We start from the raw sequence: 20,504 nt of genomic DNA on the forward strand, positions 1-20,504 counted from the left end.
TTCCGGTCAAAACTTCCATCCGATACACATAAGTATAATCCCAAAAACGGCGGCTGCCAAGAGGCTGCATCCGTACATAAGGCCGTTGGCTCTTTTTATATCTTCCGGCTCCGGGTGTCTTAAATCATCGCCTATGGTTGGTTTTTCATAAAGTTTTCCAAAGTACCAGGCATTTCCTGCCAGCTGGATATGCAGAGCCCCCGCTGTCACGGCTTCCGTGTGGGCAGCGTTGGGACTCTTATGGTTTCTTTTGTCTCTCCTGTAAATCCGTCTGGCCGCCGGCACATCATTTCCGGTAAAAATACAGGCGGCAATCATAAACCATGCAGACAGCCTTGCAGGGATATAATTTGCCAGGTCATCCAATTTCGCCGGATATCTGCCGAAATTCAGATATTGTTCATTCTTATATCCCACCATGGAATCCATCGTGTTGATGGCTTTGTAGAGAAACATCAGCGGAACACCGCCTAATGTCATATAAAATAACGGGGCCACGACTCCATCCGATGTATTTTCCGCCACGGTCTCCACGGCGGCCTTTATAACACCGGTGCGGGTTAGTTCTTCTGTATCTCTTCCGACGATCATGGAAACTGCCTTTCTGGCCCCTAAAAGAGATCCTTCGGTAAGCTCTCTGTAAACTTTTATACTTTCATCTTTTAACCCCCTTGCCGCCGTCAGCTGATAACAGAAAAAAGACTCCAAAAGAAACCCTGCCGCCTGGCTCCATCCGTACAGTATTTTCAAAGCAAAAAACGGAAGGGCGAAGGATGCGGACCCGATCAGGAGGATCAGAAGAATTCCTCCCGCCCGTTCTCCTCGTGGTGTCTGAGGAAAAACAGACCGTATTCCTTTTTCCGCCGCTGATATGGCAGAACCGATCAGGCGGACGGGATGACAGAGCCAGCGGGGATCGCCGAACAGGAAGTCCAGGAAAAAACCAAACAATAATGCTGCTGCTCTTACTTCCATATGTCTGATCCCTCTTTTCTGATATAGATTTCATGACTGCCTATGACCCATTGTTTCTCATCTGTCTCTATTTCATATCCCTCCAGATTTTTTACCTGCCAGTCAAAATAATCCCTGTGAGGGACGGCAAATCCGTCTAAAATACTCATGATCGTTCCTCCATGGATTACCATTGCAAAAGTTCTATATTGATACTGTATGCAGTGCTCTATGCATAGAGAAAACCCTTCAAGACACCTGGCCTGAAATTCTTCTCTGCTCTCTCCCCCAGGAAAAGGGAGGGTTCCGTTGCTGTCGATCCATTCCTGATACTTCGGTTCATCGGATAACTCTATGTAGTTCTTTCCCTCAAAAATGCCGAAATCACACTCAGCAAACTGTTCCCGGATCACCGGCTTTTTTCCGCGGTAAAGAAGTCCGGCAGTCTGTATACACCGCCTCATAGGGCTTGTATAGACCACGTCTGTCTGCGGATATATCCGGTCCAGACACAAGGAGATCCCTTCCGGGCTTAAATTTTCATCTGTTCTTTTTCCAGCATAGCGGCCTGAAGCATTACTCTCTGTCATGCTGTGCCGGATCACGTATCCTCTGATCATCCCTTTATCACCGTCCCTATTCCGCACACGACCCGGTGCACTTCACTGCTCATCCCGGCCAGACAGGTAAGAAGCCTTCCCTCTGTCTCCCTGAAATTCCGGTCAAATGCATTCGCCGGCACAACACCGCAGCCGAGTTCATTAGCTATAAGGACCAGCTCCGGGTTTGCCTCAAAAATTTTCCTGGCTTCCTGTTCATAATCCTTTATATCCGGCAGTTTCCGCCTGACCCATTCATGAAAATGATACAGGCATTGACAGGAATAAATCTCCTCCAAAGAACAATCCGCTCCGTCTGTCATCTGATCTCCCGGAATGCCGGTGACCCTTTCCGCATATTGTTTTTTCCCTTGAAATGCTCCTCCTATGATGATGATCATGGCTGCTCCTTTACATTATTTTCTCTATTACGGCCAGGCATATGGCCGCAGACAGCTCACATATCTGCAGAAACCACCCTGCGAGATCTCCTGTAATGCCGCCAAACTGTTTCATCGACATCCGGTAATACCAGGCAAAGGATAAAATGGCTCCTCCAATACACAAAAGTCCGGCAGCAGGATTTAAGAGACACATGGCGGCCGCAGACCCTGCCGCTGTCACAGCCGAGACTCCGCGCACCGCTCTTTTGTGGGCAGTCCCCGAAAAGGATGCCGCAAGCCCTGTTTCTTTTGCCATGGGAAAAGATGCGATGGAAAAGGCACTCAGCGCCCGTGACAGCACGAATCCCCAGGAAAGAATCAAAAGATTTCCTCTTCCGATCTCACTGAGGGCGCCTCCATAAGCAATAAAATAACCCACGCATGAGAGAACGGCAAATGCTCCGCAGTGGGGATCTTTTAAAATCAGCAGCTTTTTTTCTCTGTCCCGGCAGGACCCTAAAGCGTCTGCGGTATCCATGAATCCATCCATGTGGATGCCTCCGGTGACAATGACCGGGATCAGAGCCAGGCCGGCAGTGCGGGCCAGGATACCCAAGTTCAAAAAGATGCTGAAATCGGACCAGCAGATGACAAGAAGCCCCACAATCCCCCCAACTGCCGGAAAAAAACAAAGGGTATATTTCATATATTCTTTTGTCCACTCACTTTTCGGCACAGGAATCCTGGAATACATGGAAAATGCGATTTTAAAGCTATTCCAAAGCTGCTTCATTTTTTGTCTCATCCTTTCTGTCTCAGCGGAATCCCGCATACTACTTCCACCACCCGGTCTGCCATTTCTGCCATCCGGCAGTTTAAATCCCCAAGACATTTTTGATAGAGGATCGTTTCGGCTCCATATTCTATTCCGTCTGAAAAAATCTCATTGGTGACAATACATACATCCTCTGCTGATGCCAGAAGATGTTCTATACCGGAAAGAATGGATGTTCTTGTATCAGCACCTGCTCCCTCTTCTGTAAACATTTCGTTGGCCGTAAGGTTTGACATACAGTCCAGCAGCACATGACACTCCTCAGGAAGACAGAGATCAGAAAGGCCGGTAAAACATTCTAAGGTGATAAACCCTTTGTCCCGTCTCATCTCCCGGTGTCTTTGGATCTTCTTTCTGGTCTCCTCATCAAACGGCATCATCGTTGCTATATAGATTTTCGGATCGTTCCAGGAATCTACAAGACTCTCTGCATATTCTGATTTTCCGCTGCCGCTGCCGCCGGTGACTAAGGTAAACATCCTGCCCTCCTTTCAGCTGAGAGGAACATACTGTTCCACGTTGATTTCATCAAAGGTGCTCATTTTTTCATAGACATCCAATGCCGTGTCCAGTAAAGGAAACAGCATAAGAGCCCCTGTCCCTTCTCCAAGGCTCATGCCGCAGTTAAGGCAGGCGTCCAGACCAAGCGCATCCAGCAGCAGTCCTGCCGCCGGCTCCTTTGACTTGTGGGAAGGAAGCATATAATGGACTGCGTCAGGACAGATTTTCATTGCCGCCAGAGCCGCTGTCCCGGAAATAAAACCGTCGATCACAATGGGAAGTCTTACTGCCGCTCCGCCCAGGAAGAATCCCGTCAGAGCGGCCAGATCAAAACCGCCGACTTTGGATAGGACATCCAGCGGATCCTTCCTGTCTGGCTGGTGCAGGTTTACTGCCTGTGTAATCACCTGAATCTTGCACCGGAGTCTCTGATCATCGAGGCCCGCTCCACGCCCGGTCATTTCTTCTGCCGGCCGGTCCAGAAGAACGGATGCGACCGCACTGCTGGTGGCCGTATTTCCAATTCCCATCTCGCCGGTGGCTGCGATACAATATCCCTTCCGGGAAAGTTCAAATGCCATGGAAATTCCCGCATTGACTGCGCTGACGGCTTCCTCTCTGGTCATCGCAGGCTCTCTCAGCATATTTCTTGTCCCAAAGCCTGATTTCTTTTGAATCAAAGACGTCTCGCATGCGACTCCCACGTCCACGGCAAACAGATCTGCCCCCAGATGCCGGCACATCACACTGGAAGTGGCCCTGCCGTTTAACATGTTTTCAGAGACGATCGCCGTGACCTCCTGTCCTGACTGGGAGACTCCCTCTTCCACGACTCCGTTGTCGGCGCACATACAAACCAGTGCTTTTTTCGTGAGATTGATGCGCTCACTTCTGGTGATCCCCGCGATCTTTACGATCAGATCTTCCAGCTTTCCAAGGCTGTGCAGTGGTTTCGCTATGCTGTCCCACCTCTTCCTGCACCGATTCATGGCGCCTTCATCCGGTTTCGTGATATGACTGCTGATTTCTGTGATGTCCATTTTATCTCCTCTTTTCCGTCTGGTATTGACGGCATTTCCTTAAAAATGCCTTTGGAAGCTCCGGACAACCATAGTAATAAAAATGAGGAAAACCTGCAAACAAAGTATCGGATGCGTAGATACATTCCCAGCCTCTGTTTCCCACTGGTTTTTTGGCATAAAAGTCCTGCCCGCAGCAGTCGGAATCATAATAATGAAACTCGTGAGCCGTAAGCTCTGCAGGACTGGTTCCAAACAAGCTGCCAGAGTTCTGTCTCAGAGAGATATATCCGAACCGTGAAAGACGGTCCTCTTTATATGCCTTTCCCGGAATCACGCCTGCCATTTCCCTGAAAATACCGTCTTTGTCCTCCATCTCCCTGTGAAGATACAGAAAGCCTCCGCATTCGGCCATACATGGAAGCCCGGAAGACACAGCAGATGCAGTCTCTCGTCTCATCACATGATTTTCCTCAAGTTCCATTCCATAAAGTTCCGGATAACCGCCGTAAAAGATCAGTCCGTCCAAATCTTTAGGCAGGTGTCTGTCATGAATAGGCGAAAAAAATACAAGTTCCGCTCCCATGTCGCTGAGCAGTTCTAAATTTTCTCTGTACATAAAACAGAAGGCTTCATCTTTTGCAATCCCGATCCTTACCTTGGAAAACGATGTGTTCTCAAAAGAATCCGTTTCATCTTCTGCCTCCAGGAAAGAGGCACCTTGCGCAATTCTAAATAATGTATCCCAGTCGATGGTTTCTCTCATAATACCCGCAAGACGGTGAAGCTTCTCTTTGATATCCTTGATTTCATCCGGCATGACAAGGCCGAGGTGACGGCTTTTAAACACACAGTCCGGGACTTCCGGCACATAGCCTGCAACCGGGATGTCCAGCCGTTCCTCGATCAATTGTTTCATCCGGGGATAGAGCATCGGGGATATCCGGTTTAGAAGGACCCCTCGGATGCCGCTGTCCTTTTTCCATGATAAAAAGCCATGAATCTGTGCCAGGACAGAAGTGCTCATTCCTTTTGCATCGACGATCAGGACTGCAGGAGTTCCTGTGATGCTGCACAGTTCATATGCGCTGGCTTTTGCCGTTGTCCCTCCGAGGCCGTCATAATACCCCATGACGCCCTCTATCACAGCCAGATCGGCGTCTTTGGCATGGCGGGCCAGCAGGGATCTGAGTGCCGAAGCAGATGTCAGAAAAGGATCCAAATTCCAGGCATCGGTTCCGACTGCTTTCCGGTGAAACATCGGGTCAATATAATCCGGCCCGCATTTAAAGGATACCGTCTTTTTCCCCATTTCGCCGAGGGCGGCAAGAATGCCGCAGGTCACCATCGTCTTCCCTCCTGCACTCTGCGGGGCCGTAAATAAGAGTCTGTCAATCTTCACAGCGCACCTCCCCGGTCCCAGTGCAGGAAAGGATATAAACCGGATTTTCTCCCATCATCAAATGATAGCTGCCGGCTTTTTTCGCCCTGCTTACCGTCACATTCACGATATCCGGCTCCGTGACAGGCAGAGTTTGAAAGGCCTTGACTGCCTCTGTAAGTGTCTCCAGCGTTATGCAGTTCATAACAATTCTGACCCTGGGATTTTTCTTTAACACAGCATGAAGGATTTCTGTGAGGCCGCCTGAAGTCCCTCCGATAAAGACATGGGTGGGAGGCTCCAGCCCTTTTAATGCCTCCGGTGCCGTTCCTTCCACAATATGTATAGAATCCATACAGAACTTTCTCCGGTTTTGACGGATCAAATCTGCCGCTTCCGGTTTCTTTTCCACTGCATATACGCGTCCTTCATCTGCTTTCTCTGCCATCTCTATGGAGACAGATCCTGTACCTGCACCGATATCATAGCAGACAGCATCTTTCAAAAGCTGAAGCTTTGAAAGAGTGATGCTCCGCACCTCCTCCTTCGTCATGGGAACCTTTCCGCGCACGAACAGATCATCCTGTAAACTGTGAAGTGCAAAACAATTCCGCGGCTTTGGATTTTCCACACAGAGCACACTTAAAGCATCCGTCCGGCAGCAAAGGAATTCCTTCGGCGTACCGGATCTGATCTTTTCGCCGGGATAGGAAAGCCGTTCCCCTATATGAAGAGTAACCTCCCAAAGGCCATATTGAAGGAGTTCCTTCGCAAGCTCCCCGGCTTGTGTTCCTGTGCCCAGGATCGCAAATACTTTCCCATTTTCTGCTATTTTCCGTACAAGATGTCTTTTCTGTCCATGGCAGCTGACCATCACCGCATCCTCCCAGGAAATACGAAGTTTGGCCATGAAATAGGACAGAGAAGAAATGCCGGACACTGCTCTTACGTTCCATTCTTTTTCAGAGGACAGCAGTCCGTACAGTTTCTTTGCCCCGCTGTAAAATCCGGGATCCCCTGACACCGCAATGACAATATGGTCATAAAACGGATGAGCCTTTATGTAGGCCAAAATCTCCTCACTTTTATATTCCTCATAAATCTCTGCCTTACGAGCGTTTCCAGCCGCTTTTTTTGCTGTCTCCAGCACCCGGCCGGCTCCGATCAGAAGATCTGCGTTTTGGCATGCACGTACTGCCTCTCCTGTCATCGTTTCGATGCTTCCCATTCCCACACCTGCAAGAGTAATCTCCGGACGGTATGGGAGCTGAAAACGTTCCTTCAGCATCTTCCGGCATTCTTTAAAAGTAAGCCCCGTTTCCTTTTTCGGCCTCCCAATGATCAGAAGCTTTGCTCCCGCCTCTTTTGCGGCCTCTAATTTTTCCGGAAATCCACCTTCCATACCGGAGGCCTTTGTCACCATCCATTTACAGCCATACTGCCTGAGCATTGCAGTATTCAGGTCCTTTGAAAACGGCCCCTGCATACAGATCAAATGATTTCCCCGAAACCCCATTTCGTCACAGCTTTTTACCACATCCGGAAGAGAGAGGACTCTCGCATAAATCCTCTCTTCAAATTCAGGAACCGCAGTAAACTCTGCCAAATCTTTGCTTCCTGTCGTCAAAAGAACATTTCCCTCTGTGCGTGAAAGAAACTCCGCTGCTTCTTTTGCGGAACTGACACAGGTAATGTCTCCTCCGTCCCAGGTGCCCTCGTCCCTTACCAGCCGTATCAGCTCCGTGTGGGTGTGGATACAGGCTGACCGTATATTTTCTGTTACCAATTCTGCATACGGGTGTGTGGCGTCAACCACAAGATCCGGTTTTTGGATTCTGATCTGTTCTTCCATCTCCTCTGCGGAAAGTCTTTCAGGAGACAGGACCATATGCTCCGCTTCCCCGATCAGGCTTTTCCCATATTCAGTTGCCGTAAATACAAAGACCTCCACGCCGGCCCGGCTTAGAAACTCCGCCAGTTCCCGGCCCTCTGTGGTGCCCGCAAATAAAAATACTTTATACATCTTGATATCCTCTCGGAGTGACCATCGCTTCGGACAGGTTCTTTGTCTGGGAGTTCCCAACAAATACTGTGGTAAACATATCCGCCTCTGCGTCTTTAAGCTCCTGAAGAGTGAGGAGAGACTTCTCCTCCCCCTCTCTTCCGATATTTTTTACGATTCCGCATACCGTGTCCGGGGATTTATACTTCAGCATGAGTTCACATGCCTTTTTCAGATAATCCCGACGCTTTTTGCTGGACGGATTGTAGAGACAGACAGAAAAGTCTGCCCTGGAAGCCGCAAGAATCCGCTTCTCGATGGTTTCCCACGGAGTCAGCAGATCACTCAGGCTGATGACGCAGAAATCATGGATCAATGGTGCCCCAAGCAGTGCCGCTCCGGCTGTGGCTGCCGTGACCCCCGGTATGACTTCCAGTTCTGTATCAGGATATTGTGCGCCGATTTCATACATTAGTCCGGCCATCCCGTAGATTCCCGCATCTCCGCTGCAGATCACCGACACCGTCTTTCCTTTCCGGGCCTCCGAAAATGCCATCCGGCACCGGTCTGTCTCTTTTGTCATGGGAGTAGACAGAAACTGTTTGCCCGGCAGGTGATCTCTCACCAGATCAATGTATACGGTATATCCGATAATGACATCACTCTGTCTTAAAACATCCGCTGCCTTTACGGTCATCTGTTCATACGCTCCCGGACCGATGCCCACTACATATATTTTATGACTCAAACCTGATCCTCCAATCTTTTAACGCAAGAGCCGCAGTCACGCCATTTCCAGCCTGTCTGCCCACAATCAGTTTCCCTCCGTCTCCGGCCGCCAGAAAGGCACTTCTCTCACAAACATTATCTGCGCCGGTCACGCGGCTGACAAAGGCAGAGGATGTAAATGCTCCTTCTGCCTGCATCAGTTCCTTGGCAGTAAACGTTTGAAAAGGAATTGCTTTCTCCCTGCAAAAACCAAGGAGTCCGCGTTCTTCCTTCTTTAAATCAATGCTGGCTGCCAATCCCAATGCCAAAGGCTCAATCTGCCCTGTTTCACATACCTGTAAAAAAGCCTGTTTGATGGCTTCTTCCGGTGTGCCTTTTCGGCATCCCACTCCAAAAACGAGGGCTTTCGGAATCAGCCTCAGGGTTTTCGCAAAAGGAAGAAAATTCTTCCTCACAGAAATGCAGATGCCGAGTTTTGTATCTTCCCCCCGCACCAGTCCCTCCGGCAGATTCCCAGACACCGGAAAGTCACTGTGAAACCCGACCGGCATCCCTGACAGCAGAGAGGCGGATATTTCTTTGGCAAGCCCAAGATCCATGATATGCAGACGGTTCTTTTTTGCAAACAGATCCACTGCAAACACCTGATGGATATCCGTAGACGTAGTAATCACAGGAACAGCGCCTGTGAGGAAAGCCGCCTGTTCTGCCAGATCGTTGGCGCCTCCCAGATGTCCGGACAGCAGAGGAACCGAAAAGTTTCCTGTCTCATCGATTGCTATGACAGCCGGATCAGTGTCTTTGCTTTTGATAAAAGGTGCAATAGCCCTCACCGCAATCCCGCAGGCCCCGATGAAACATAAGGCGTCTTTTTCCCGAAACTGCCTGGCAGTCCAGTCATTTAATGACTCTGTTACACAGTGCACATCCCGGTTCTTGATATATCCGGATTTCACTGAGATTTCTGCTCTGTGGCCCGACTTATTGAGACCCGTCTTCAATTTTTCGGCAAGGTTTAACCCTCTTTGGCTAAAGCAAATGATGGCTGTCTTCATTTCCCGTTTCCTTTTCTGTATCCCGTGGTAAACTCCGGATCATAGAGCTTCGACCTCTGATAATGGTGATGGGAGACCACATCCCCAACAATGATCAGCGCTGTTTTCGTAATCCCGTGCTCCTCTGCCGTCTGAAAGAGAGTCGACACTGTGCAGAGGAAGGTCTGCTCATCCTCCCAGGTCGCCTTATAGACGATGGCCGCCGGTGTCTCCTCTGCGTATCCGCCTTCCACAAGCTTCTCTGATAATTCCTTTAACATTCCGGTGCTGAGGAAAATCACCATAGTGGCCTGGTGAGCAGCAAAAGATGCAATGCTTTCTCTTTCCGGAACCGGGGTCCTTCCCGCCATCCTTGTAATGATGACGCTCTGTGACACATCGGGAAGTGTATATTCTAAATTGAGGGCAGACGCCGCTCCGCAGAAAGAACTGACACCCGGACAGTAATCATATGGGAGACCTTTTTCATCCAGAAGGTCCATCTGTTCTCTGACAGCCCCGTAAAGACATGGATCTCCGGTGTGCAGCCGGACCGTGTCCTTCCCCGCCTGTTCCCCTTCTTCCATGACCTTGAAAACTTCCTCCAGTGTCATTTCTGCGCTGTTGTAGATCTTACAGTCAGGCCCTGCATATAAAAGAAGTTCCGGATTCACCAGAGATCCGGCGTAGATCAGGATATCCGCTGTCTCGATCAGCTGTTTTCCCCGGATGGTGATCAGGTCCGGCGCTCCGCTGCCCGCTCCGACAAAATGGATCATTGTACATCCTCCTGTTCCTTTACGATGATCAGGGAGTAATACCCTGCCTCCTGTGGGATCTCATTGATGCTGCCATAAAGTTTCTCATCTCTCATTCCGCAGTTTTCTATCATTCTTCCGTCCAGATTTTTTTCAGACAATTTTTTCTTCACCTTGGCCAGCTGTTTTCCGGCCTTCATAAATACTTTTGTCCCCGAAAGTTCCAGCCATTCTTCCACCTCATAGGCTGCCGGTATAATGTGCAGTGCCTGGTCTTTCTCTGCAAGGCCTGTTTCCATTCTGGCCGCAGCCGCACAAAAAGAGGGGATACCGCTTATGATCTCTGCCAAAAATCCCTGTTTTCTGACGATCTTATGTAAATACAGGTAAGTAGAATACACAGTTGGGTCACCGAGCGTTAAGAAAGCGATATCCATCCCTTTCTTCAGATGTTCTGTCAGAAGAAACGCCCCCGCTTCATGATTCTCCTTCAGTTTTTCTTCATCTTTCGTCATAGGCATATGGATACCGATCAGTTTTTTATCTTTTATTTCCGGACACGCCCTGACCGCAATCTGAAAAGCCGTGCTTTCTTCCGGATTTCTGCCCGGAACAGCGACTGCCGCGCACTCTCTGATCTTTCTCACTGCCTTTAGCGTCATAAGTTCCGGATCCCCCGGACCCACCCCGATTCCATATAGTGTTCCGCTCATTCTGTCTCCTTTAGTTTCTGCCATAATAAATCTGTGTGTTTCGTCTGTCCCAGAAATCCGTGTCCGCCTGAAAAGACCAGGGCACCGGTCAGCAGCCTGTCATAGGCTCTTCGGGAAAGATTCTCCCCAATCTTTTCTAACAGATCTTCCATTGTCCGCTCCAAAATACCTTCTGATTTCAGTAACGAAATGCCCTCTTCCGTGGTTTTTGTCTGAAGAATCTCCCTGACCGTTTTAAGACCTGCACCGCTCCTCACTGCAGCAGCAGCCATCAGCTCTGCCCGGCAGTCTGCCTCTCTTGAATGGGTATTCATAATCCCGCCTGCAAGCTTGATAAACTTTCCGATATGGGACACAAACAAAAGACCCCTGGCCTTTAAATTGACAGCCATGTCGATCGTATCACCCACAAAGTTACTGCACTTTAAGATGTTGTCTCCCGAAATGCCGCAGTGTGTTTTTACATAGTCAGCCCCGTAATTCCCGGGCGTCACTAAAAGGTATCCGTTTCCCTCTGCGAGCAGGATCCGCATCTCTGCCTCAATACTTTTGACCATCGCCGCTTCGCTCATAGGTTCTACGATCCCGGTAGTCCCGAGAATTGATATCCCGCCTTCGATCCCGAGGCGCGGATTAAAGGTTTTCTTTGCAGTCTCCTCTCCCTCCGGCGTCCGGACGGTTACTGAGAGACCGCCTTCATAATCGGAACGGTCAAGAACTTCCTGCACGGCATCCGTGATCATTTTCCTCGGCACAGGGTTAATGGCCGCCTCGCCGACCGGCAGAAAAAGGCCTTTTCTTGTAATTTGGCCAATCCCCTCTCCTCCTTCTATGAGAATTCCGGGAGAAGGAATTTTTTTCACCTCCGCATAAATATGAATCCCGTCTGTGACATCCGGGTCGTCTCCGGCATCTTTGGTAACACAGCAGGAAACCGAATTATCTGATACCCTGAAATCCTCCAGGGGCAGAAAAAGACGGATACCCGCTGGTGTCAGAAGAGAAATTTTTGCCTCCTTTATCCCCAAAAGCAAGGCCGCGGCGGCTCCTTTGGCTGCGGCGGCCGCACAGGAGCCTGTCGTAAAACCGCATCTCAGCTCTTTATTCTGCTTTATGACCTTATGTTCTTCAAGTCCCCTGCCCATAAAATCCCTCCCGGCTGTCTTCTCTATGAAAAAAAGGAATCCATCACATCCAGCGTCAGATCTACATCCTCCTGTTTCATAGCATTGTTAAAGAAAATAGCTTCAAACTGGGACGGGGCCAGATGGATTCCGTGATCCAGCATATAATGAAAATATTCTGCAAATGCTGATACATCCGAAGTCTTTGCATCCTCATAATTGGTAACCGGACGGTCTGTAAAAAACAGACAGCTTAAGGAGCCTGTCCCTGTAATCTGATATTCCTCGCCGTGCCGCTTTAAGATCTCTTTTACACCGCTCCTGAAAGACTCTCCAAGTTTCTCAAGATGCCGGTAGACTTCCGGGTGATCTTTTAGAATTGTAAGTTCCGTGATACCGGCCGCCATGGCAACCGGATTTCCGCTCAGAGTCCCGGCCTGATAAACACTGCCGAGAGGTGCGATCATTTCCATGATCTCTCGCTTTCCTCCGTAACAGCCTACCGGCATGCCTCCTCCGATGATCTTTCCGAATGTGGCCAGGTCCGGCATCACGCCGTAAGTTCCCTGTGCGCCGGTAAGTCCCAGTCTGAAGCCGGTGATGACCTCATCAAAAATCAGCAGTGTCCCATTCTCGGTACAGATGTCTCTGAGTTCCTTAAGAAAGCCTTCTCTCGGCAGTACAACCCCCATATTTGCCGCCACCGGTTCAATGATCAGCGCGGCGATCTGTCCCGGATTTTCTTCAAATAATTTACGGACGCTGTCTATGTCATTATACACCGCAGTCAGGGTATCCATCGCACAGCCCTTTGGCACCCCGGAGCTGTCCGGGATTCCGGCGGTCATTACACCGGACCCTGCTTTAACCAGCAGTGCGTCAAAATGTCCATGATAGCATCCCTCAAATTTGATGATCTTATCTCTGCCTGTAAAACCTCTCGCCGCCCGAATGGAACTCATCACGGCCTCCGTGCCCGAATTGACCATGCGGACCATATCAAAACACGGCACCAGGCTGCAGAGCAATTCTCCCATCTTGACTTCGATCTCTGTGGCCGTACCAAAGCTCAGCCCCCTTTGTGCAGCTTCCACTACCGCTTGTTGGATCTCTGGATGATTATGTCCCAGGATCATCGGTCCCCAGGAGCCGATGTAATCAAGATAACGTTTTCCTTCTTCGTCATATACATAAGTGCCTTCCGCTTTTTTAATGAACCGCGGACAGCCTCCCACAGACTGGTAGGCCCTCACCGGGCTGTTGACGCCTCCCGGCAGTACCCGTTTGGCGCGGTTAAATAAGTCTTCTGATCTGGTCATCATCCGATCCTCCCTTCTCTCACAAATCCGGCGATCTCCTTCGCAAAATACGTCAGGAGGATATCACAGCCTGCCCGGTAAATCCCGGCAGCCGTCTCGCAGATCATCTGATCCTCGTCGATCCAGCCCTTCATGGCTGCCGCCTTGATCATAGCATACTCCCCGCTGACGCTGTATGCAGCTACCGGAAGATCGACCGTGTTCCGCACTTCCCGCACAATGTCCAGATATGAGAGCGCCGGTTTCACCATGATGATATCCGCACCTTCTTCGCAGTCCTGTTTCACTTCCTTTAAGGCCTCCAGACGGTTATGATAATCCATCTGATAACTCTTCCTGTCCCCGAAAGAAGGAGCAGATCCTGCGGCATCCCGAAAAGGACCGTAAAAAGCGGAAGCATACTTGGCAGCATAGGACATGATCGGCACATCTGTGTAACCGTGCTGATCCAGCAGACTTCTGATCTCAGAGACCCGGCCGTCCATCATATCAGACGGGGCTACCATATCGGCCCCGGCCTGTGCCTGGGACAGGGCAATCTTAGCAATCATAGGCAGAGTCTTATCGTTGTCCACCCGTTCTCCGCTTAAAATACCGCAGTGTCCGTGGGAAGTATACTCACACATACACACGTCTGTAATATAATAGAGATCCGGCACTTCCTTTTTTGCCTTTCTCAATGCCTTCTGGATGATGCCGTAATCTGACCAGGCCCCGGTTCCGCACTCATCTTTTATATCCGGAATTCCAAACAGCATAACACTCGTCACCCCGGCATCCGCCATTTCATTCAGCACCTCCGGCATCCGGTCCAGACTGTACCTGAACTGTCCCGGCATGGACGGAATTTCTTCTTTCACATTTTCTCCCTCCCGCACAAAAAGCGGATAAATGAGAGAAGACGCATCCATTCTCGTCTCCCGCACCATCTTTCTCAATATCGGTGTGGAGCGGAGTCTTCTTGATCTTATTGTCATATCCATTCTGCATCCTTCTTTCTGTATCATTTATTCCTGTATCTGTTCTGCAAGGCGGCATCCAAGTTCACCGGCATCCTGTGCCTTTCCATTGATACTCATTTTCCTTCCGGTATTATCTGCCGCATTATAATAAAGACCGGTAAGACAAAGGTCATTCCCTGTAATCTCTGCGTATGCCGCGATCGGAGAAGAACAGCCCCCGTCCAGAGCACGTACAAAACCTCGTTCCGCCTCAGTCACAAGCTCCGTCTCCCTGTCGTGGATACAGAAAAAAAGTGACTGATCAAAATCTTTTCTCACCTGAACGCACAGGGTCCCCTGTCCGGCCGCCGGCAGCATTTCTTCCACTGAAAAATATCGGCTGATCCGCTCTTTAAGGCCTGCTCTTTTCAGTCCCGCGGCCGCCATGATCAGTGCCGAATACTGTCCTTTGTCCAATTTGCGGAGTCTCGTGTGGATGTTCCCCCGGATACTCTGAAACTCTGCTTCCGGAAACAATCTTCTTGCCTGGAGAACTCTTCTGGCACTGGAAGAACCGATCACCTGTCCAAATTCTTCAAAATCTCCGGACGAAGGAAGCACAAGCACGTCTCTCGGATCACCCCGCTTAGGCACTGCCGCCACGGGAAGGTCATCAGAGATCTCCATAGGCAGATCCTTCATGCTGTGGACCGCCATGTCGATCCTTCCGTCCAGAAGGGCCTGGTCAAGTTCCTTCACAAAGAGGCCCTTTCCCCCAATCTTATCTAATGTCTTATTAAGAATCTTATCCCCGGTGGTTTTCAAAGTCACCAGTTCAAAAGAAAGCTCCGGATAATTTGCTTTTAACTGCTCTATTACAAGTCTTGTCTGGGCCACAGCCAGAAGGCTTTCGCGGCTTCCAATCCTCAGTCTTTTTGGTTCCATATCAAACTCCTGATTCTGTCTGCTGTCTGTTTTGTCTTTTTATGATCGGCACCTCCGGATGTAACCCCGATGACAATCTCGCCGTCTTTTATAACTGAAGGAAAATAAAAACTGCACTCTTCTTTGCAGTCGCTGATATTGACAAGTATTTTCTCCCTCCGGGCTTCCAGGAAGACACCGTGATTGACTTCTCTGTCATCTGTTGCGGCAAGTACCATATCAAAACCTTTCAGGTCTCCCGGAACATAACTCCTGGAAATCCAGGTGGCAAAGCCCTCAAGAGCCATGTCTTCTATCTCTTTGCAGACAGACGGCGATATGACGGTGATATGTTCATGAAACAGTTGAAGTGTCTTAAGCCTCCGCAGGGCGATTGCGCCCCCTCCGACCATCAAAATCCTGAAATGCCGGATATCTGTATACAATGGAAAATATCCCATGGTCAAGCCTCCTTAAAAAATATCCACCTCATCTGCCGACAATTCCAGTGCCTCAAGGATATGCTTCCATTCCTGTCTCGGAAGCACATCTTTAAGACCGAAGAGAATCCGTTCAACCGCTGATTCCGATGCCCGCATCACCTCTTTTTGAAGGCCGCTTACATCCCGGTGCTTTTTCCTTAATTCCCTGTATGTCTTCTTCAGCTTGGCATTGGTCAGTTCCCCGGCAGCGCTGCTGACTTCCCGGACCAGGGGAATGTAGTCCCTGAAATAATACCAGTTCATAAACTCATCAGACTGCTCGCAAATGATTTCTTCTGCCTTCTTAAGTTCCCCGGCATCCGCCGATACCTGAAGGCCCAGATCGTCCATATCTAAAAGGCAGCATCCGGGCAGCTCTGTAAGATCCGGGTCCAGGTCCCTTGGCACTGCAAGGTCTGCAAATACATAAGAGCAGTTCTCCTCCAGAGCCTCTGCCGCCTGCTGCGCATGGACCGTATAGTGTGGACTTTTCGTGGCACTGAAAACAAAATCCATGGTTCCCATGGTTTTATACCGGTCCCGGTAAGGAACGACTCCGCATCCTGCCGGGATCATGACGTCCTGTTTCCGGTACTGCCGCAGAGTCATGGAAACACAGGCCCCTTTATGTATCAGCCATGCGGCCAGAAGACGGCCCATTTCTCCATTACCGATGACCAGACATTGTTTTCCTTTAAATGAGCCGTATCGGTCTTCCAAAATCGAAACGGCCCGTTCCGGCACAGAGGTGTCCCTGCTTCCGATCCGGGTTTCCGTTTTGACTTTTTTTGCTGCCGTCACAGCCATCCGAAACAGCGTGTCCAGAACAGGATCCGGCTTACAGCATTCTCTGGCACGGTTAAGCGCCTCTCTGACCTGGGAGACAATCTGGTCTTCCCCAAGGATCTGAGAATGGAGACCACTGGTCATTTCCATCAAATAAGAAACAGCCTCAGTCCCGGATCTTCGGACGAACAGCTCTCTCCCCGAATTCTTTATATGAGGCAGCTGTGAGAAAAGGTAATCCAGGGGGTCAGGTGTCAGATTATAAAACCAAAGTTCTGTCCGGTTACAGGTAGACAGGACGATGCAGGAGGCATTTGGGTCCATTTCCTTTACAGACCTCATGAATCGGACGGCCCCCGAATCTGTAAATGCAAACGGCTCCCTCTCCTCTACCGATGCCGTATGATAATCTATTCCTATCATCAAAAGTTTCATGGCTAACTCCTTTTTATATCTGAAAGAATTTTAGCACGTTTTACAGAATAAACGCAACTAAAAACAGAGCTTATCCGGCATTTCTCTGCCAAACACCAGGATAAGCTCAGAAAAGTATGAGTTTTTCTCCATTATCTCCAGTCGGCTCTGGAAAGGCCTACTTCCGACAATGGAGAAAAACTATCGCAGGTGGCACCTTTGATTTCTAAGCAGCCTGCTCCAGCAAATAATATGTCCATTTTCTACACGATTGGAGTGAGGCATTCTAAGAGCCGAACGAAAATCGTGTGGAAAATGTCATACCATTTTTATTGTAGGTGCTGCCTGTCTATGTAGCCAATGTAAAGCTTTTTGTAAGGTATAAGGCTCTGGCTTTGTAGTTAAGTGTATCAGTTCTCTGTTTTCGCCTATAAACCATGCGCAATCCTCACTTATTTTCCATTGACTTTTTGGCTAGCCGTTCTTTCTGTCTACAAAACAGATATAATTCTTCATGTATTTTTCAAAACGGTTTTTAATCTCCGTGTCCAAGTCAACCCGTTTTATCACACCGCCAGCCGTCATACAATCGAGCATGACGTTTTCCACCTGTTAGTGTATAGTGTTTCCTGTGCCCCCTCCCTTGTTAGATAACGGGGCTACATAAAGCTCGCCACAGGCTCGCTCACAGACGAAGTGAACCAGCCACTTGCAAGCATGGCGGAAAAATCCTGAGATTTCCCCGCCACCGTGTCTGGATCACTCCGTCAATGTGAGTTGTGTAGCCGTTACAATCTTATTTCAAGATCTTTTTCGGTTCTCCAATATTTTCTTTTTCTTCAATACGATTAGAATTGCGATTAATAGTCCGCTTATTGCGAACAATGATATATATAACACTATATTTGTTCTGTCACCCGTTTTTGGACTGTCTGGCGTATCAAGTTTATCAGGTGTGGATGGCTTCTCTGATGTCACTTCCTTGTGGTTGATAAACTTGATTCCCACATTACCATTCTCTGGAACTGTTCCTTTGTCAGCAGTAGAAGTAGTCACATAGCCGTCCTGGTTGGCTTCTGTTTCTTCTACTGTATATCCGATACCAGCAGGAAGTCTCACAGCTGTTGCTCTCTGCCCGTGTTTCAATGTGAATGTAGCCACGCCGTCCGCGAAGTCCATATCTCCAAATTTTCCGCTGATTGTCTTATCATCAAGCGTAACCGTGAAATGGAACTCCTTGTCTTTATCGCCGTGTGTTCCCGAAACTTGTTTTGTTACTGTCAAGCCACCTGTTTCTGTTTTTGCATTGACATATTTAATGGTATTAGATGGCTTTTTTTGATCCATCTCGGTCACATTCTCATCCACTATAATAGTTCCGGTAACCTTTCCAGAAGCTTCGTCTTTATTTATCTTTCCACTTCCTGTAGTAACAATCTCTTTGACCCCATAATATGTGTTTTTGGCTTCTGTAATGGTATAGGTTGCCCCTTTTGGTAAATTATAAATCAAAACCTTTTCACCAGCTTTAATTGATAACACGCCTTTACCATCTTGCAACTCAATATCTGATTGTTCAACCCAGTTTGGACTCTCAACATCAGTCGGGCTTTTAAACCATGATAAAGAGTTCAAAGGCGTCCCATCTGCTTTTGTGAAATATACGTTGAAATTGAAATCCTTATCTGTTGATTGCGTATCAACAGATAATTGCTTTTCTAATTCTAACATTCCAGGGTCTGTGGCATTAATAAAACGAACATAATTGTTTTTATCAAATTCATCCCCATAATCAACACCCAATGTTAATTTTTGACCTAATCCATCCTTAATTGTTCCTGTCATAAAGGTTGTTGAATCTTTTGGAGTCAATGGAATAACTGTAACATTACTTGGATTCAAGTTATCAGGGTATCCTGTACTAGATGAATCTACTCTTCCTAATTCTCTTACATTATATCCATAGCCTTTCTCCAAATCCTTATCAGTATCTTTTGGCAAATGAGAAATCAGCACTTTCTCTCCATCCTTTAAAAAAAATTTTGTTCCACTGACAATTGAAGCATTAGAAGTACTAATTTCTTTTCCATTTGCATCATATCTCTTATATGGATATTGATTAACCATAGAATTTCCGTTAGGTGTCGTTAAATCCAACTGAAATGCATATACACCTTTATCTTCTTTTGAATTGCTCTTAACATTTTTCTCAATTTGAATTGCCTGATCAAAAGTAATTGGATTTGTAGCTAACTCTTCAAATGGAACTGTAAATCTCATATAGCATGAAGATCCAGATGCTCCTCTTTCTGTGTAATATACAGATAAACGATATGTTTTCTTATTATCTTTATTTGGAATACCTGTGGCAATTATCTCTCCATCACTATTTTTTATATCTTCTGCTCCATCAATAAATTCCCATAAATCTACGTACATACCTAATGACGAGTGAACTCCACCCATGTCTGCCACTTGTACACTGTTAGTATGATCAACTGTAACTGTCCCATCCTCAGAAACAGTTGTTTCTGACAAGAACACTAATAAATCATCATCTCCATAAAAGAAGTAATTCAATGGTCCACAATATCCAGGTTGTAACACAAAGTCAAAATATGTTGTCATACCAAAGTAAGAATTATGATCATTATTTTGATCATCACTTGTTGGAAGGGCTCCAGATACTTTAGCTCCAGAACCATCAATTCCTACAAAATTTCTAAGATCTTTGGAATTTAAATTTCCAAATTTAAGATCGTGTCCATCAGTTCCATATGATGAAGCATAATCCATCGGCCAAAATTCATTTGAATAAAGAGATGATTTATTTTTGGAAATTTTATCCAACTTACTGCTGACTTGTTTCCCTTTATTGTTCTTAACTCCAGATAAAGTATATGTACCTCCAAGACGAGAAAACTGTAAGTTATAGTTTTCTTTGGAATTTTCTGTCCCATATCCACTATATTTTAAATATTCCGTTTTCCCTTGTATTCCATTTGGATTATCTATACCATCTGAATTCAAAGTATCTTTAGCTGTTGAAAAGATTGGAGGTGCATTTACCCCCTCACTCCACTTAATACTTCCATTTTCATTGACGCCTTGACCCAAACTAAATGTTGCCCCTCGAAGACTCGGACCATAGAATGTAGTACCCCATTTACTGGTTCCAGCACGATTTCCTGCATTAGTCATATTTAATGATGCCGCTACACCGTTAGGATCATTCCAAGTATTCTTTCCTAATCCAGTCCCAGCATTATCGTTTCCAAAAGCAAATTTTTGCTCTGCTCCAGCAGGAAGATTATTTCGGTTATTTATACCTTGTTTTGCTGTGTTTGCATAAAATGTTACATTTTTCAATTCATCTTTGCTTTGATAAGAAGTTGGAAGTTTACCATCTACATTAAATTTACTGTTTGAAACTAATTGATCTAAAGTTTGTGCTTCTATTGCCTTATCAACCTTTTTGCTTATATTATCTACCTCTTGACCATCTCTTGCTAATGCAGCTGCTTTTTCTGTAGTATAAATCCATCCATCCGTTATTGTCGGGCGGCGAATTAAAGTTCCAACCGACTGCAATTCTACCGCAAATTA

At 47.6% G+C, this 20,504-nt stretch carries 19 protein-coding genes and 1 pseudogene; all 20 read right to left on the reverse strand.

Going from position 1 to position 20,504, the window contains the following annotated elements; genetic code table 11:
- Positions 1–6: 6 nt before the first annotated feature.
- Positions 7–975 carry an adenosylcobinamide-phosphate synthase CbiB gene (gene cbiB, locus DWV34_RS08485; protein ID WP_009289694.1) on the reverse strand — a complete coding sequence of 323 codons (969 nt, stop codon included), beginning with the start codon at positions 973–975 and terminating at the stop codon, positions 7–9.
- Positions 966–1,574, reverse strand: a complete 609-nt coding sequence (locus DWV34_RS08490; RefSeq protein WP_118475944.1) for a histidine phosphatase family protein — start codon at positions 1,572–1,574, stop codon at positions 966–968. Before DWV34_RS08490 ends, cbiB begins: the two co-directional genes overlap by 10 nt.
- The gene (locus DWV34_RS08495) at positions 1,571–1,954 is read right to left on the reverse strand and encodes a bifunctional adenosylcobinamide kinase/adenosylcobinamide-phosphate guanylyltransferase (protein ID WP_009289696.1); all 384 of its coding nucleotides are present in this window, start codon (positions 1,952–1,954) and stop codon (positions 1,571–1,573) included. The genes DWV34_RS08490 and DWV34_RS08495 overlap by 4 nt, the downstream gene beginning before the upstream one ends.
- 10 nt (positions 1,955–1,964) lie before the next feature.
- The gene (locus tag DWV34_RS08500) at positions 1,965–2,729 is read right to left on the reverse strand and encodes an adenosylcobinamide-GDP ribazoletransferase (protein ID WP_118475967.1); all 765 of its coding nucleotides are present in this window, start codon (positions 2,727–2,729) and stop codon (positions 1,965–1,967) included.
- Between the two features lie 8 nt (positions 2,730–2,737).
- A complete protein-coding gene (locus DWV34_RS08505) occupies positions 2,738–3,250 on the reverse strand; it encodes a bifunctional adenosylcobinamide kinase/adenosylcobinamide-phosphate guanylyltransferase (RefSeq protein WP_009289699.1) in 513 nt (170 codons plus the stop codon).
- 12 nt (positions 3,251–3,262) lie between these two features.
- Positions 3,263–4,312, reverse strand: a complete 1,050-nt coding sequence (gene cobT / locus DWV34_RS08510) for a nicotinate-nucleotide--dimethylbenzimidazole phosphoribosyltransferase (RefSeq protein WP_009289700.1) — start codon at positions 4,310–4,312, stop codon at positions 3,263–3,265.
- Position 4,313: 1 nt separating this feature from the next.
- Complete coding sequence (locus DWV34_RS08515; RefSeq protein ID WP_118475946.1) at positions 4,314–5,693, reverse strand: cobyrinate a,c-diamide synthase; 1,380 nt, start codon at positions 5,691–5,693, stop codon at positions 4,314–4,316.
- Positions 5,683–7,695, reverse strand: a complete 2,013-nt coding sequence (locus tag DWV34_RS08520; protein WP_009289702.1) for a bifunctional cobalt-precorrin-7 (C(5))-methyltransferase/cobalt-precorrin-6B (C(15))-methyltransferase — start codon at positions 7,693–7,695, stop codon at positions 5,683–5,685. The genes DWV34_RS08515 and DWV34_RS08520 overlap by 11 nt, the downstream gene beginning before the upstream one ends.
- The gene (gene cobJ, locus DWV34_RS08525) at positions 7,688–8,422 is read right to left on the reverse strand and encodes a precorrin-3B C(17)-methyltransferase (RefSeq protein WP_118475948.1); all 735 of its coding nucleotides are present in this window, start codon (positions 8,420–8,422) and stop codon (positions 7,688–7,690) included. Before cobJ ends, DWV34_RS08520 begins: the two co-directional genes overlap by 8 nt.
- The gene (locus DWV34_RS08530; RefSeq protein ID WP_009289705.1) at positions 8,412–9,458 is read right to left on the reverse strand and encodes a cobalt-precorrin 5A hydrolase; all 1,047 of its coding nucleotides are present in this window, start codon (positions 9,456–9,458) and stop codon (positions 8,412–8,414) included. Before DWV34_RS08530 ends, cobJ begins: the two co-directional genes overlap by 11 nt.
- Positions 9,455–10,216, reverse strand: coding sequence for a precorrin-4 C(11)-methyltransferase (gene cobM / locus DWV34_RS08535; RefSeq protein WP_118475950.1), 762 nt, complete (start codon positions 10,214–10,216; stop codon positions 9,455–9,457). The genes DWV34_RS08530 and cobM overlap by 4 nt, the downstream gene beginning before the upstream one ends.
- Positions 10,213–10,908, reverse strand: a complete 696-nt coding sequence (gene cobI, locus DWV34_RS08540) for a precorrin-2 C(20)-methyltransferase (RefSeq protein ID WP_022260967.1) — start codon at positions 10,906–10,908, stop codon at positions 10,213–10,215. Before cobI ends, cobM begins: the two co-directional genes overlap by 4 nt.
- Positions 10,905–12,053, reverse strand: coding sequence for a cobalt-precorrin-5B (C(1))-methyltransferase CbiD (gene cbiD, locus DWV34_RS08545; protein ID WP_009289708.1), 1,149 nt, complete (start codon positions 12,051–12,053; stop codon positions 10,905–10,907). Before cbiD ends, cobI begins: the two co-directional genes overlap by 4 nt.
- Before the next feature lie 23 nt (positions 12,054–12,076).
- Positions 12,077–13,351: a glutamate-1-semialdehyde 2,1-aminomutase gene (gene hemL, locus DWV34_RS08550; protein ID WP_187115083.1), complete on the reverse strand. Its 1,275-nt coding sequence runs from the start codon at positions 13,349–13,351 to the stop codon at positions 12,077–12,079.
- Positions 13,351–14,334 carry a porphobilinogen synthase gene (gene hemB / locus DWV34_RS08555; RefSeq protein WP_187115077.1) on the reverse strand — a complete coding sequence of 328 codons (984 nt, stop codon included), beginning with the start codon at positions 14,332–14,334 and terminating at the stop codon, positions 13,351–13,353. The genes hemL and hemB overlap by 1 nt, the downstream gene beginning before the upstream one ends.
- Before the next feature lie 24 nt (positions 14,335–14,358).
- Positions 14,359–15,237, reverse strand: coding sequence for a hydroxymethylbilane synthase (gene hemC, locus DWV34_RS08560; RefSeq protein WP_022260970.1), 879 nt, complete (start codon positions 15,235–15,237; stop codon positions 14,359–14,361).
- Positions 15,219–15,677: a precorrin-2 dehydrogenase/sirohydrochlorin ferrochelatase family protein gene (locus DWV34_RS08565; protein WP_118475954.1), complete on the reverse strand. Its 459-nt coding sequence runs from the start codon at positions 15,675–15,677 to the stop codon at positions 15,219–15,221. The genes hemC and DWV34_RS08565 overlap by 19 nt, the downstream gene beginning before the upstream one ends.
- 12 nt (positions 15,678–15,689) lie before the next feature.
- Positions 15,690–16,919 (reverse strand): glutamyl-tRNA reductase, encoded by a 1,230-nt coding sequence (hemA, locus tag DWV34_RS08570; RefSeq protein WP_118475956.1) that lies wholly within the window; start codon positions 16,917–16,919, stop codon positions 15,690–15,692.
- Between the two features lie 300 nt (positions 16,920–17,219).
- Positions 17,220–17,447: pseudogene (locus DWV34_RS08575) on the reverse strand (replication initiation factor domain-containing protein); the annotation flags it as partial.
- A gap of 252 nt (positions 17,448–17,699) precedes the next feature.
- Complete coding sequence (locus DWV34_RS08580) at positions 17,700–20,489, reverse strand: DUF7601 domain-containing protein (protein WP_118475958.1); 2,790 nt, start codon at positions 20,487–20,489, stop codon at positions 17,700–17,702.
- Positions 20,490–20,504 lie beyond the last annotated feature (15 nt).

The sequence above is a fragment of the Anaerostipes sp. AF04-45 genome, from assembly GCF_003461725.1.
Taxonomy (GTDB): Bacteria; Bacillota; Clostridia; order Lachnospirales; family Lachnospiraceae; genus Anaerostipes; species Anaerostipes caccae.

Excerpts from the sequence above, each read along its gene's own strand:
- cobI (WP_022260967.1), bottom strand. The coding sequence starts at position 10,908 with ATGAGCGGAACACTATATGGAATCGGGGTGGGTCCGGGGGATCCGGAA.
- hemB (WP_187115077.1), bottom strand. The coding sequence starts at position 14,334 with ATGGATATGACAATAAGATCAAGAAGACTCCGCTCCACACCGATATTG.
- DWV34_RS08530 (WP_009289705.1), bottom strand. The coding sequence starts at position 9,458 with ATGAAGACAGCCATCATTTGCTTTAGCCAAAGAGGGTTAAACCTTGCC.
- DWV34_RS08495 (WP_009289696.1), bottom strand. The coding sequence starts at position 1,954 with ATGATCATCATCATAGGAGGAGCATTTCAAGGGAAAAAACAATATGCG.
- cobM (WP_118475950.1), bottom strand. The coding sequence starts at position 10,216 with ATGATCCATTTTGTCGGAGCGGGCAGCGGAGCGCCGGACCTGATCACC.
- cbiB (WP_009289694.1), bottom strand. The coding sequence starts at position 975 with ATGGAAGTAAGAGCAGCAGCATTATTGTTTGGTTTTTTCCTGGACTTC.
- cbiD (WP_009289708.1), bottom strand. The coding sequence starts at position 12,053 with ATGGGCAGGGGACTTGAAGAACATAAGGTCATAAAGCAGAATAAAGAG.
- hemL (WP_187115083.1), bottom strand. The coding sequence starts at position 13,351 with ATGACCAGATCAGAAGACTTATTTAACCGCGCCAAACGGGTACTGCCG.
- DWV34_RS08500 (WP_118475967.1), bottom strand. The coding sequence starts at position 2,729 with ATGAAGCAGCTTTGGAATAGCTTTAAAATCGCATTTTCCATGTATTCC.
- DWV34_RS08490 (WP_118475944.1), bottom strand. The coding sequence starts at position 1,574 with ATGATCAGAGGATACGTGATCCGGCACAGCATGACAGAGAGTAATGCT.
- hemA (WP_118475956.1), bottom strand. The coding sequence starts at position 16,919 with ATGAAACTTTTGATGATAGGAATAGATTATCATACGGCATCGGTAGAG.
- cobT (WP_009289700.1), bottom strand. The coding sequence starts at position 4,312 with ATGGACATCACAGAAATCAGCAGTCATATCACGAAACCGGATGAAGGC.
- DWV34_RS08505 (WP_009289699.1), bottom strand. The coding sequence starts at position 3,250 with ATGTTTACCTTAGTCACCGGCGGCAGCGGCAGCGGAAAATCAGAATAT.
- DWV34_RS08565 (WP_118475954.1), bottom strand. The coding sequence starts at position 15,677 with ATGGGATATTTTCCATTGTATACAGATATCCGGCATTTCAGGATTTTG.
- DWV34_RS08520 (WP_009289702.1), bottom strand. The coding sequence starts at position 7,695 with ATGTATAAAGTATTTTTATTTGCGGGCACCACAGAGGGCCGGGAACTG.
- hemC (WP_022260970.1), bottom strand. The coding sequence starts at position 15,237 with ATGGAACCAAAAAGACTGAGGATTGGAAGCCGCGAAAGCCTTCTGGCT.